This window comes from Streptomyces coeruleofuscus, from assembly GCF_039532725.1.
In the GTDB taxonomy this organism is placed as follows: Bacteria; Actinomycetota; Actinomycetes; order Streptomycetales; family Streptomycetaceae; genus Streptomyces; species Streptomyces coeruleofuscus.
The window spans coordinates 472,644-485,968 of sequence record NZ_BAAASE010000008.1; the positions used below are offsets into that span (position 1 = coordinate 472,644).

A 13,325-nucleotide genomic window follows, 5' to 3' on the forward strand; every position below is an offset into this window, starting at 1 on the left:
TCGGGTCGTTGTTCAGATCTGGTCGGGGCCTGCGCGGGCCTCGGTGAGCCGCGCGAGCCTTGCTGGTGGTGTCGTCCGGCCTCCGCTGAACTCCGCCGTGGGCGAGCGCCCAGCGCTTCTGACTCCTCGCTTGCTAGCCACCAGCATCCACCTGACCTGGCGGTCTCTCAACCGGACGGGTGGAGCCCCGGTCCCGGCCCCGTACGGGGGGCCTCCCGGGCGGGCCGGAGCAGTGCCCTAGGCGTCCGCTCCCCGACAGGGCCACAGCAGTGCCCAGGCGTCGCCCCCGACAGGGCCACAACCCCACTGGCGCCCGTACGGATCCTGTCTGTCTGCCCCCGGACGCCCCGATGGGCCCCAGCCCGCCCCAGGAGCCCGGTACGTCCCTCTCAACCCCCACCCGGCTCCGCCACCCCACACGGCGCGGGGGCCGGGACCGGGGCCGGCGTCGCCTCGGCGCCGCGGCGGGTTTCATGCCCGGGCAGGCCCGCTCGGCCCAGCACCCAACTCGCTCCGTGCAACCCCTTCGCGGCCTTCTTCAGCGGCGCCAGGCAGGCCGCCGCCTGCCGGTGGTCGGTCACGCTGCCCGGCGCGCACACCACGGTGGCGAGCGACAGGGTGACCGGCCGGCCGCCCGCCGACCACGGGGCGTCCAGCACGGAGGCGGCCAGCGGATCGAGGCCCTCCGGTTCGGCGAGCACCAGGAAGTCGTCGCCGCCGATATGGCCGACGCGGGTGCCGTCCGTCGCGGCCTGCTGCAACGCACGCCCCACCGCCCGGATCAGCTCGTCGCCCGCCGCGAACCCGGCCCCGTCGTTGACCTGCTTGAAGTGGTCGACGTCCAGCCAGCTCAGGGCGAACGCCCGCCCGGAAGCGATCCGCCGGTCCACCTCACCGGTGATCGCGTCCGAGCCGGGCAGACGCGTCAGCGGATTGAGCCCCGCCGCCTCCTCCACCCTCGTCTCGGCCAGTGCGCGCACGAGATCCGCGAGCCGTACGACGCCCACGCACCGCCCGTACTCGTCCACGACGGCGACATCGTCCGACGTGCGGTCCCGTCCGCCGACCGCCACGACGTCCAGCACCTCCCAGGCGGTGGCGTCGACGCCCACCGTCCGCGGCGGGTCACCGAGCTTGGCCGCGGGCCGGTCGGCGTACAGGGCGTGCCCGTAGCGCCCCGACATCGACAGCAGGAAGCGGGACCGGTGCACCGACCGGACCGGCACTCCGGCGGTGTCCACGAGCAGCACCCCGGACACGTCCGGCGACCCGGTCAGCAGCGCCCGCACCTGCCCCGCGGACGCCGTGGCGGGCAGCAGCGCGGCGGGTCGCACGAACTCCCGCACCGACGGCCCGGACCGCGGCACGGCCACATCACCGGGGGAGCGGGGCGGAACGTAGACGTCCGCGGCGGGCAGCCGGGCCGGCGGGGCGAACAGCTCGCCCTGCGCCAGCTGTGCCCCGGCCGCCAGAGCCCCCGCGCACTGCCCCTCGGTCTCCACGCCCTCGACAGCCAGGAGGGCCCCCAGCTCGTCGCACAGCGTCCGCATCGACCGGACCACCGCCGGCCGCGCCAGCAGCGACGCGTCCAGCTTCACCAGGTCGGGCGTGACGTCCGAGAGGAGCCGCAAGGGGACGTCTCCGTCCCCGACACCGTCCGCGCAGATCCGGAAGCCCTGCCCGCGCAGCCTGGACACCGCTTCCAGCAGTGCCCGCTGCGGCACGTGCGTGTACGGCGGGCAGACGTCGATCGTCACCTCCCACGGAAGCCGCCCTGCCTCGCGCACGGCGTCGTGCAGCGAGGGGAGCCCGCCGAGGTCGGCGAGAGTGCCGGCGAACACGTTGACGAACAGCGGCAGGAGGGTCTCCTTGCGCACCGCCGCCCGGACCGCCGACACCGCCAGCCGGCTGTCGAGCTCGGGGTTCCGGCGGGCCTCGGCCAGGATGTCGCCGGTCTCCGGGCGGGCGAGTATCTCCAGTCCCACGACCACGCCGGTCGTCAGATTGACCACCGGTTGGAAGGCGAAGCGGAGAGTGTCCGTCCAAGAGTGCACGGGAGCATGATGAACTCCGCCGGCGCATGCCCAAGCGCGGTTCATGAGACGTTCACGCAGGATTCCGGAGCGGTCACACAGCGTATGCCGGTCGCGGTGGGGCCGCGCCGTCAGCGCCCGCGCCGGCACCGATCCGTGCTTGTCCCGGCACCGCCCCGTGCCATGTCCGGCATCTCTGTCACGCCGTTCTGCCCCACCCTTGTCGCGTCCCGCACCGCCCCTAGCCGTGTCCGGCACCGACTCCGTACCGCGTCCCGGCACCGCCCCCAAGCCGTCCGGCACAGCCGCCCCTGCCGTGTCCGGCACCCCCGGCTCACCGCACCGCGATCACAGCCGACCCATGCCCGAACAACCCCTGGTTCGCACTGATGCCCACGCGTGCTCCCGCGACCTGCCGGTCACCTGCCTCGCCCCGCAACTGCCAGGCCAGCTCACACACCTGGGCTATCGCCTGCGCGGGAACCGCCTCGCCGAAGGAGGCCAGCCCACCACTGGCGTTCACCGGTATTCGCCCGCCCAGGGCCGTCGCTCCGTCACGCAGCAGCTTCACGCCCTCACCCTCGCCGCACAGCCCCAGGTCCTCGTACCACTGCAACTCGAGCGCCGTGGACAAGTCGTAGACCTCGGCCAGCGACAGGTCCTCCGGCCCGACTCCCGCCTCCTCGTAGGCCGCCCGGGCGATGGACACCCGGAACGTCTCGCCGGGCGGATCGACCGCCACCGCGGAGTCCGTGGCGATGTCCGGCAGGTCCAGAACCGTGTTCGGGTATCGCGGCGTCACCGTCGACACGGCCCGGATCCGCACCGGATGCGCACGGCCGTGCCGCCGCGCGAACCCCAGGCTGGAGAGCACCAACGCGGCGCCGCCGTCTGAGGTCGCGCAGATGTCCAGCAGTCGCAGCGGATCGGCGACCACGGCGGAGGCGGCGACCTCTTCGGCGGTGACCCGCTTCCGGTAGCGCGCGTTGGGGTTCAGCGCTCCCATCGCCGCGTTCTTCACCTTCACCTGTGCGAAGTCGTCCGGGGTGTCGCCGTGCACGGCCATGCGCCTGCGGGCGTAGAGCCCGAAGTACGCGGGGTTGGTCGCCCCGAGAACCCGGAACCGCAGCCAGTCGGGATCGTCGGCCCGGTCCCCGCCCGCAGGACGGAAGAATCCCTTGGGAGCGGCGTCTGCTCCCACCACGAGCACCACATCGGCGAGCCCGGACAGGATCTGGGCCCGCGCAGCGGCCACGGCCTGGGCCCCGGACGCGCACGCCGCGTACACGCTCGTGACCCGCGCCCCTTGCCAGCCCAGTGCTTTCGCGAACGTCGCTCCGGCGACATACCCGGGATAGCCGCCACGGACGGTGTCCGCGCCGACGACAGAACCGATGTCCCGCCAGTCCAGTCCGGCGTCGGTGAGCGCCGCGCGGGCGGCCGCGACGCCGTACTCGACGAAGTTCCGCCCCCACTTGCCCCAGGGGTGCATGCCCGCGCCCAGCACCGCCACCTCGCCCATCACGCCTTCACCCCCGTCGGCCGCCAGTGCCACGTCGTCCAGGTCGTTTCCGCGTCCTCGTGGAGCACGCCGGGCACGACCTCCACCTCCGTGCCCACCGTCAGATCCTCGACGGTGACCCCCGGAGCCGCTTGTCCCAGCACCACGATCCGCTCGGCCTCCAGCTCCACGGCGATCAACGCGTACGGCTCCCATGAGAGTTCCGGATCGCTCACATAGGGTGACGGCGGCCGATACCGGCTGTCCGTGTACGACCAGACGCGGCCACGCCGCGACAGCGGGACCTCGGCCAGCTCTCCGCCCCCGCAGGCGGGGTTGCGGCAGTGATGGTCCTCGCGGGGGAAGAAGACCGAGGCGCACGCCGCACAGCGCGTACCGAGCAGGCGGAAACCGTCCCCCTCCCCGGCGAACCACCCCGCCACCACAGGCGTTCGTGTACGCGACACAGTGCCTCCCGCAGACCGAATCTGACGGAACGTCAGGAGTCTGCCACGGCCCGCCGGATTTGGGCATCCCTTCCCCCCGGTGGGACCAACAACTTCGTCGGCGAGCGCATCGACGGCTACGCACAGCCGATCAGCGTCCTCACCCGCCCGAGCCGCCCTCTCCGTGATCGGCTACAGTCCGCCGCGTGTCCGAAACTCAGCACTCCAGTTCCAACTCCGCGCCGAACTCTCACTGTTCGAGCTGCGGCGCGCCCTACGGAGAGGGCGTCTCCGGCTGGCCCCGCACCTGCCCGGCGTGCGGCACCGTGACCTACCGCAATCCACTCCCGGTCGCGGTGGCCCTCCAGCCCGTGTACGACACCAAGGGCACCGCCCTGGTCGTCATCACCCGAACCGTCGCTCCCGCGCGCGGGGGCACGGCCCTGCCCGGCGGCTACATCGACGACCGGGAGGACTGGCGGCACGCCGTCGTCCGCGAACTCAGGGAGGAAACCGGCATCGACGCGGCCGGCCGCGACGTACGTCTCGTCGACGCCATGAGCTCGCCCGACGGACACCTGCTGCTGTTCGGTCTCCTCCCGGAACGCCCTGTCGAGGGCCTGCCGCCCTCGGCCGCCACGGACGAGACGGAGGGCTGGCACCTCCTGCGCAGGGCGGAGGAACTCGCCTTCCCCCTGCACACCATGGCCGTACGGGCCTGGTTCGAGGGCCGCTACATCTGAGCTCAGCGCTCCCCGGCCCCGCGGACGCGCACCGGGTGGGACGGCTCGCTCCCGCCGTCCTCACCCTCCCGCTCGACGACCACACGCGAGCCCATCCACCGAGCGGTGTAGCGCTCGATGTCCGGCTCGTCCCACCCCTCGCCCCCGTCCGGCATGACCAGACCGCCCCCGGTCCGCCCCCGGGCGGGCGCCCACACCTCCAGCTCCAGCCCGCCGTCCTCCCCTCGTACGGGAAGCACCGCACCCGCGCGTGCGAACACCGGGATCCGCGACAGAGGTGCCTCGACGAGCACCTGCGCCGGCCCCTCGTACGCCCGCTCCGTCACCGTGTCGTACCAGCGCCCCCGCGGCAGCTGCACCGCACGCCGATCCGCGCCCGGGGCGAGCACCGGCGCGACCAGCAGGCTGTCGCCCAGCAGGAAGGCGTCCCCGCAGTCACGCAGCGCCCGCTCCTCCGGCGCCGCCCACCACAGAGGCCGCACATAGGGCGCTCCGGTACGCCGCGCCAGATGCGCCAGCGTCACGAAGTACGGCAGCAGTCGCCGGCGCTCGACGAGCGCCACGCGCGCGTGCTCCAGCACCTCGGCGCCGAACTCCCACGGCTCCCTGCGCCCCGCCCGCAGACTCGCGTGCGTGCGGAAGAGCGGCAGGTACGCGCCGAGCTGGAACCACCGCAGATACAGCTCGGGGGAGGGGTCCCCGTCGAAGCCTCCGATGTCCGGCCCCGAGTACGGAACGCCGCACAGCCCGAGCCCCATCACCAGTGCCAAGGAAGCCCGCAGTCCCGGCCAGCCGGTGGCGACGTCCCCCGACCAGGTCCCACCGTAGCGCTGCATGCCGGCCCACCCGGAGCGGGAGAACAGGAACGGCCGCTCCTCGGGCGCGAGTTTCCGCAACCCCTCGAAGCCCGCCCTGGCCATGCACAGCGCGTACACGTTGTGCGCCTCTCGGTGGTCACCGCCCCGTTCCTCCAAGGAGTGCCGCGCCGAACGCGGCAGCGTCGACTCCCCGAAGGCGGCGAACGACGTGGGCTCGTTCATGTCGTGCCAGAACCCGGAGAACCCCTGCGCGAGCCGCTCCTCATACAGGCGGCCCCACCAGTCACGCACGCGCGCGTGCGTGAAATCGGGAAACACCGCCTCCCCGGGCCACACGACACCCTGCACTACCTGCCCCGAGGCGTCCCTCACGAACGCGTCCTCGGCCGTTCCACCGTCGTACACGGCATTGCCTGGCAGGGCCTTCACGGCCGGGTCGACGATCGACACCAGCCGGATGCCGTCCCGCCGGAGTTCCTCGGCCAGAACGGACAGCTTCGGGAAGCGGTCCTGGTCGACGGTGAACACCTGATGCGCGTCCAGATGGTCGATGTCCAGGTGCACGGCGTCGAGCGGCAGACCGTGCTCCAGGTATCCCGCGACGATCCGCCGCACCTCCTGCTCGCTGCCGAACCCCCACCGCGCGTGGTGATGCCCGAGCGCCCACGCGGGCGGCAGGGCGGGCGCGCCGGTGAGCGAGGCCCAGGCGAGCAGCACGCGCGCGGGGGTACCCACCATCACCCAGCACCGCAGTGGACCGCCGTCCATCCGCAGCTCGCTCGTCCCGGCCCGGTCGTGGCCGGAACCCTCACCCTCCTCGCCCCCCAGGAGCGTCACCGTGCCGTCCCACGAGCTGTCGTGGAACGCCAGATGCGTACCGCCGTCGGACACCACCATCTGCACGGGCATCGTGATGTACAGCGGGTCGTCACCAGGCGCGAAGGCGTAACCGGGGTCGGTGTTCCACAGGCGGTACCTCCCGTCCGGCAGCCGAGGACCCGAAGCACGACCACCGAGCCCGAAGAACCGCGCGTCGGCGGCCACCTCCGACCGCTGCATCCACCGTGCCGGGCCGCCGCCGACCGGCTCCCACCACCGCGGCGGCAGATCACGGCGCAGCGTCACGCCACCGGGGGTGCGCACCTCCACCGCGCCATGCCGCGACACGACAACCGTCACCCGCTCGGCCACGACCCGCCAGCCGCCGTCCTTGTCCGGCTCCAGCACCGCCCGGGGATCGGCTTCCGGACACCGGCCGGCCAGCGCGTACGACGGCTCGGGCTCCGCCCCGTCCCAGCCCCAGAAGACGGCTCCGTTCACGGCCACCAGAATCCGCAGCTCCGACCGGCTGAACCGGACGACACCGCCCCCCGGCCCCGGCTCCACCTCCTGCACGGCCCCGGGCACCCGCGCACGCTCCGCCCCGCGGGCCGGCAGCCCGGTGGCATCGGCCCGCCGCCTGCGCCACGCTGCTCGTACGGTACGCACACCCTGCGCCGCGCCCACCGAACCCACCGCTTTCACCGAACGCACCAGGTCACGACCGTTCATGCTGTTCACCCTGCCACTGACCGCCCCACGCGGGCGTGTCGTTCAACTGCCGTTCACCCGTGCCACGACCACATCTTCACGACACGGACTATGTGGGGCGCACCCTGGTGTCGAAGTCGATCACATGGCATTGTCCGTGCCAGCCGCGTCACGCGCACACCCCAGCCCGTGCGCGGAGGACGCACACGACGCGCACAGTCCGGGAGCCGACCATGTCGACCGCTAGTCCTCAGCCTCTCTGGCAGCCAGACCCCGAGCGCATCGCCCGGGCACGGATCACGAGGTTCCAGGCCTGGGCAGCCGAGCACCACGGCGCCCCCGCCGAGGGCGGTTACGCGGCCCTCCAGCGCTGGTCCGTCGACGAGCTGGACACCTTCTGGAAAGCCGTCACGGAGTGGTTCGACGTCCGTTTTTCGACGCCCTACACGCGCGTGCTCGGCGACCGTTCGATGCCGGGCGCCCAGTGGTTCCCCGGGGCGACCATCAACTACGCCGAACACGCCCTCCGCGCGGCCGACACCCGCGCTGACGAACCGGCCCTCCTGTACGTCGACGAGACACACGAACCGAGCCCCGTCACCTGGGCCGAGCTACGCCGCCAGGTCGGCTCCCTGGCCGCCGAACTGCGCGCCCTCGGCGTACGCCCCGGAGACCGCGTCAGCGGCTACCTCCCCAACATCCCGCAGGCCGTGGTCGCCCTCCTCGCCACAGCCGCCGTGGGCGCCGTCTGGACGTCCTGCGCGCCCGATTTCGGCGCCCGAAGCGTCCTCGACCGCTTCCAGCAGGTCGAACCCGTCCTGCTGTTCACGGTCGACGGCTACCGCTACGGCGGCAAGGAGCACGACCGGCGCGAGGTCGTCGCCGAACTGCGCCGCGAACTGCCCACCCTGCGCGCCGTCGTCCACATCCCCCTCCTCGGCACCGAGGCACCCGAGGGCGCTTTGGACTGGTCGGCCCTCACCTCCGCCGACACGGACCCCGACTTCGAGCAGGTGCCCTTCGACCACCCCCTGTGGGTGCTCTACTCCTCCGGCACGACGGGCCTGCCCAAGGCCATCGTCCAGTCCCAGGGCGGCATCCTGGTCGAGCACCTCAAGCAACTCGGCCTGCACTGCGACCTGGGCCCCGAGGACCGCTTCTTCTGGTACACGTCGACCGGCTGGATGATGTGGAACTTCCTCGTCTCCGGCCTGCTCACCGGCACCACGATCGTCCTCTACGACGGCAGCCCCGGCTACCCGGACACCGGCGCCCAGTGGCGCATCGCCGAACGCACCGAGGCCAGCCTCTACGGCACCTCGGCCGCCTACGTCATGGCCTGCCGCAAGGCGGGCGTACACCCGTCCCGCGACTTCGACCTCTCCGCCGTGCAGTGCGTCGCCACCACGGGCTCGCCCCTGCCCCCCGACGGCTTCCGCTGGCTCCACGACGAGGTGCGCGACAACCTGTGGATCGCCTCCGTCAGCGGCGGCACGGACGTGTGCTCCTGCTTCGCGGGAGCCGTACCGACCCTCCCGGTCCACGTCGGCGAACTCCAGGCCCCTTGCCTCGGCACCGACCTCCAGTCCTGGGACCCGAACGGCACCCCCCTGGTCGATGAGGTCGGCGAGCTCGTGGTCACCAACCCCATGCCGTCGATGCCCATCCACTTCTGGAACGACCCCGACGGCAGCCGCTACCACGACAGCTACTTCGACACGTACCCCGGCGTATGGCGCCACGGCGACTGGATCACCGTCACCTCCCGTGGATCCGTAGTCATCCACGGCCGCTCCGACTCTACGCTCAACCGCCAGGGTGTACGGATGGGATCCGCCGACATCTACGAGGCCGTGGAGCGCCTCCCCGAGATCAGGGAATCCCTCGTCATCGGCATCGAACAGCCCGACGGCGGCTACTGGATGCCTCTCTTCGTGCACCTGGCCCCCGGAGCCGTCCTCGACGAGCCCCTGCTGAACCGCATCAAGCGGACCATCCGCGAACAACTGTCACCGCGCCACGTCCCCGACGAGATCATCGAAGTACCCGGCGTCCCCCACACCCTGACCGGCAAACGCATCGAGGTCCCGGTCAAACGCCTCCTCCAGGGCACTCCACTGGAGAAGGCGGTCAACCCGGGCTCCATCGACAACCTCGACCTGCTGAGCTTCTACGAGGACCTGGCCCGCAAACGCGCCTGACCGGCACCACCCTCGGACTCACCGGAGACGACGGTGAGTCCGAGGCCCCCACGACAGGCAACTCACCGTCACCAGGACCGTCGACGCGGCCACGTCGGCTACTTTTCCGTTGAACTGCGCGTTTCTTCCGCATCCCGGTCCGCGAACTCACGCCCAGCCCCGTTGTCAGTGCCGTCGATTACTGTGAGTGAGCATTGATCGACCGTGCACAGGGGGAACAATGACGCACACCGACAGCCGGACCATGCGACGGGTCCTGCACCGCGAGATCGCCGGCACCATCGGCCTGCTCACCGACGAGCACGACTTCCGGGCCATGCGTCGCTACCGCAGCTTCACCTTCGACGACCACGCGGCCTACCTCAAGCACGTGGAAGGCCTCCTCAGGACACGGGCGCTCCAAGGCAGCCACACCGCGGTGGCCCTCTTCGACCCCGAGGAGTACGCCGAGTTCTGCACACAAAAGGGCCTCGACCCCGACAACCCGTCGAGCCGCACACGCTTCACGGCACGACTCGCGGTCACAGGCCCGACCCTTCCCTACGAGGGCCAGCCTCTGTCCGACCTCCTCCCGGCCCTCGTCGACGAGGCCGTGCGACAGGCCACCTGGGAGTACGCGACCACACTGCTCGCTCGCCTGGGCGCCTGCACCTCATGCGGCGAGGACATCGGACGCGCCGCCTTCACCCGGGCCTCGGACCTTCTCGTCCGCATCCTCGACACGGCTCCGTCCGGCAACCGGCACCTCGTCTGCAGCGTCACCGGACCACCCGAGACCCTCGTCGCCGCCCTCCACGTCGCCGACACCGGCGGCCCCGTCGAACTGGACGAGACCGAAGCCCTCGAGTTCGCCACGGTCCTGGCCCTCGGCCTGGCCACCGAAAGCCCCGGGGGACTCGTCATCCGCGCCAGCGCCCAGGGCAGCCCCGACCGCGTCTACGGGTGGCGCCTGCGCGCCTACGGACTCGAACCCCTCACCGCGGGCGAGGTCTTCGACGCCTACTGCACCGACGTCGAGTCCGGCGACCTGATCTCTCCCGAATCCAACGTCGATTACTGCGAGCCGCCCGACCTGGGAGAGGAGAAACCCCCACAGGGACACCACCACTGAAAAGCGGGCGGGGCGCCCCACCTCAGTGGAGCGCCCCGCCCGGGCAGCCATCGGCCGGCCATGCCGGCTCACTCGCCCGACAACACCGCCTGCGCCGCACTGCGCGCGTCCTCGGCGGTGTCCGTGGCCCGAGCCGCCGCAGCGGCCCGCTCACACTGCGCCAGCGTGTACTTGGCCAGCGCGGCCCGGACGTAGGGGATCGACGCCGCACCCATCGAAAGAGAGGTGACACCCAGACCAGCCAGCACACACGCCAGCAGCGGGTCGGACGCGGCCTCACCACAGACGCCGCAGCTCTTGCCCTCGGCCTTCGCCGCCTCGGCGGACAGCGCCACCAGGTCGAGCAGCGCGGGCTGCCACGGGTCCTGCAGACGGGAGACCGCACCCACCTGCCGGTCGGCGGCGAAGGTGTACTGCGCCAGGTCGTTCGTCCCCAGCGACAGGAACTCGACCTCTTGGAGGATCGAGCGCGCCCGCAGCGCGGCCGACGGGATCTCGACCATCGCGCCGAACTTCGCCCGCAGCCCGGCCTCTCGGCACGCGTCCGCGAAGGCCCGGGCATCGGTGCGGTCCGCGACCATCGGGGCCATGACCTCGAGGTAGACCGGCAGCCCTTCCGCGGCCTTGGCGAGCGCCGTCAGCTGGGTGCGCAGCACCTCGGGGTGATCCAGCAGCGTCCGCAGGCCGCGCACGCCGAGCGCCGGGTTCGGCTCGTCGGCCGGCGTCAGGAAGTCGAGCGGCTTGTCCGCGCCCGCGTCCAGCACCCGCACCACGACGCGTCCCTCGGGGAACGCCTCCAGCACCTGCCGGTACGCCGCGACCTGCTTCTCCTCGGACGGCGCCTGCTTGCTGTCGTCCAGGAAGAGGAACTCGGTACGGAAGAGACCGACACCCTCGGCACCGGCCTCGACCGCCGCCGCCACATCCGCAGGGCCACCTACGTTCGCGAGCAGCGGCACCTTGTGACCGTCCGCGGTGGCACCGGGACCCGTCGAGGCCGCCAGCGCCGCCCTGCGCTCGGCGGCCGCGGCCTCGAGCTGAGCCTTCTTGTCATCGCTCGGGTCCACGAAGATCTCGCCGGTGCTGCCGTCCACGGCGATCATCGTGCCCTCGGCGAGCTCACCGGCACCGGGCAGCGCGACCACGGCCGGCACCCCGAGCGCCCGCGCCAGAATCGCGCTGTGGCTGGTCGGACCGCCCTCCTCGGTGACGAAGCCGAGCACCAGAGTCGGGTCCAGCAGCGCCGTGTCGGCAGGCGCGAGGTCACGGGCGACCAGAACGTAGGGCTCGTCGCTGTCGGGCACTCCCGGCATCGGAACCCCCAGCAGCCGGGCGACGATACGGTTCCGCACGTCGTCGAGGTCGGCCACACGACCGGCGAGGTACTCACCGGCACCCGCGAGCAGCTCGCGGTACGCGGCGAACGCGTCGTACACCCCGCGCTCGGCCGTGCTGCCGACAGCGATCCGCCGCTCCACATCTGCTATCAGCTCGGGGTCCTGGGCCATCATGGCCTGGGCCTCGAGCACCGCCTGGGCTTCGCCCCCGGCCAGGTTGCCCCGTGCCATCAGGTCGGCCGCCACAGCCTCCACGGCCTTGCGGGCGCGCCCCTGTTCACGCTCCGCCTCCTCCGCGGGGATCTGCTTCGCAGGCGGCTCCAGCACCGCCGTTCCCATATGCCGAACCTCGCCGATAGCCACACCGTGGCTCACGCCGACGCCTCGCAGCGTTGTGTCCATCTCACCCGTCTCCGATAGTGCGGCGGATCCAGCCGCCGTATTGGTTCTCCTGCAAGCCGCCGTACGACGGCACTGACGTCACTTCCAGAGGAAGAGACTGTCACCGGCCTTCACATCGCCGTCGTCACGAAGATCGGAGAGCGCTTCGGCCGTGGCCTCCAGCGCCACGACCGGGCAGACCGCGGACTTGCCGGCGGCCTCCACGGCAGCCGGGTTCCAGCGCACGATGCCCTGACCGCGCCTGACGGTGTCACCCTTGTTCACGAGCAGCTCGAAACCCTCGCCATTGAGCTGCACGGTGTCGATGCCGAGGTGGGTGAGCACGCCGTGCCCGTTCTCGTCGACGACGACGAACGCGTGCGGGTGCAGGGAGACGATGACGCCGTCCACGGGCGAGACGGCCTCGGAAGGCTCACGTACGGGGTCGATCGCTGTGCCCGGGCCGACCATGGCCCCGGAGAAGACCGGATCCGGCACGGCTGCCAGTCCGATGGCGCGTCCTGCGAGTGGGGACGTCACGGTGGTCATGGGAAGCCTCCCAGGGGTGGAGATCGATATGGGCCGTCCCTGTCGGTACCGGGACGGCACACTGCTCAGCAGGGTATGTCACCTGAAGTGCCGGTTCCGCGTGCGCACTCCAGAGTGGTCTAGACCATACCGTAAATCGATTTGCACCCGCTCCGCGGCCGCGTGTACAGTCGTACTCCTGCCTGGGGCTGAGCGACGCAACCTCGTGTCCTCGCCTGGCAGTACCCAACTTGTCAGATCCTATCTCGGGGTCACTTTCTGCATGCCTGCAGGACGGTGGTCAGGGAGACGGAAAAACACTGGTAGAGTTGGGGACATCGAAGGGAAGCGCCCGGAGGAAAGCCCGAGAGGGTGAGTACAAAGGAAGCGACCGTTCCTTGAGAACTCAACAGCGTGCCAAAAGTCAACGCCAGATATGTTGATACCCCGTCCATCGGATCTCCGATGGTCGAGGTTCCTTTGAAAAAACACAGCGAGGACGCTGTGAACGGTCGGGCTTATTCCGCCTGACTGTTCCGCTCTCGTGGTGTCGACCGGATTACCGGTAAACATTCACGGAGAGTTTGATCCTGGCTCAGGACGAACGCTGGCGGCGTGCTTAACACATGCAAGTCGAACGATGAACCACTTCGGTGGGGATTAGTGGCGAACGGGTGAGTAACACGTGGGCAATCT

9 protein-coding genes and 1 rRNA gene are annotated in these 13,325 nt (G+C 71.2%); 4 read left to right on the plus strand and 6 right to left on the minus strand.

What is annotated here, in order from left to right; genetic code table 11:
* Positions 1–389: 389 nt before the first annotated feature.
* From ABFX81_RS30745 to ABFX81_RS30755, 3 genes are all read right to left on the minus strand, one after another.
* Positions 390–2,054, minus strand: a complete 1,665-nt coding sequence (locus ABFX81_RS30745) for an EAL domain-containing protein (protein WP_346138947.1) — start codon at positions 2,052–2,054, stop codon at positions 390–392.
* A 313-nt stretch (positions 2,055–2,367) separates the two neighbouring features.
* A complete protein-coding gene (locus ABFX81_RS30750; protein ID WP_086853976.1) occupies positions 2,368–3,558 on the minus strand; it encodes a lipid-transfer protein in 1,191 nt (396 codons plus the stop codon).
* Positions 3,555–3,980 carry a zinc ribbon domain-containing protein gene (locus ABFX81_RS30755; RefSeq protein WP_086853973.1) on the minus strand — a complete coding sequence of 142 codons (426 nt, stop codon included), beginning with the start codon at positions 3,978–3,980 and terminating at the stop codon, positions 3,555–3,557. The genes ABFX81_RS30750 and ABFX81_RS30755 overlap by 4 nt, the downstream gene beginning before the upstream one ends.
* Before the next feature lie 206 nt (positions 3,981–4,186).
* Between ABFX81_RS30755 and ABFX81_RS30760 the strand changes: the two genes are divergently transcribed.
* Complete coding sequence (locus ABFX81_RS30760; RefSeq protein ID WP_346138948.1) at positions 4,187–4,723, plus strand: NUDIX domain-containing protein; 537 nt, start codon at positions 4,187–4,189, stop codon at positions 4,721–4,723.
* A gap of 2 nt (positions 4,724–4,725) precedes the next feature.
* On the opposite strand, the gene ABFX81_RS30765 is transcribed toward ABFX81_RS30760, so the two are convergent.
* Complete coding sequence (locus ABFX81_RS30765) at positions 4,726–7,092, minus strand: glycoside hydrolase family 31 protein (protein ID WP_346138949.1); 2,367 nt, start codon at positions 7,090–7,092, stop codon at positions 4,726–4,728.
* Positions 7,093–7,304: 212 nt separating this feature from the next.
* On the opposite strand from ABFX81_RS30765, the gene ABFX81_RS30770 reads away from it, so the two are divergent.
* Together ABFX81_RS30770 and ABFX81_RS30775 are read left to right on the plus strand one after the other, a co-directional pair.
* Positions 7,305–9,272, plus strand: coding sequence for an acetoacetate--CoA ligase (locus ABFX81_RS30770; protein WP_346138950.1), 1,968 nt, complete (start codon positions 7,305–7,307; stop codon positions 9,270–9,272).
* A gap of 220 nt (positions 9,273–9,492) precedes the next feature.
* Entirely contained in the window at positions 9,493–10,383 is an 891-nt protein-coding gene (locus ABFX81_RS30775) for a hypothetical protein (RefSeq protein WP_086850434.1), read from the plus strand.
* A 68-nt stretch (positions 10,384–10,451) separates the two neighbouring features.
* On the opposite strand, the gene ptsP is transcribed toward ABFX81_RS30775, so the two are convergent.
* Entirely contained in the window at positions 10,452–12,122 is a 1,671-nt protein-coding gene (gene ptsP, locus ABFX81_RS30780) for a phosphoenolpyruvate--protein phosphotransferase (protein WP_086850435.1), read from the minus strand.
* Between the two features lie 78 nt (positions 12,123–12,200).
* Positions 12,201–12,650: a PTS sugar transporter subunit IIA gene (locus ABFX81_RS30785; RefSeq protein WP_086850436.1), complete on the minus strand. Its 450-nt coding sequence runs from the start codon at positions 12,648–12,650 to the stop codon at positions 12,201–12,203.
* Positions 12,651–13,201: 551 nt separating this feature from the next.
* Between ABFX81_RS30785 and ABFX81_RS30790 the strand changes: the two genes are divergently transcribed.
* Positions 13,202–13,325 (plus strand): 16S ribosomal RNA (locus ABFX81_RS30790); the annotation flags it as partial.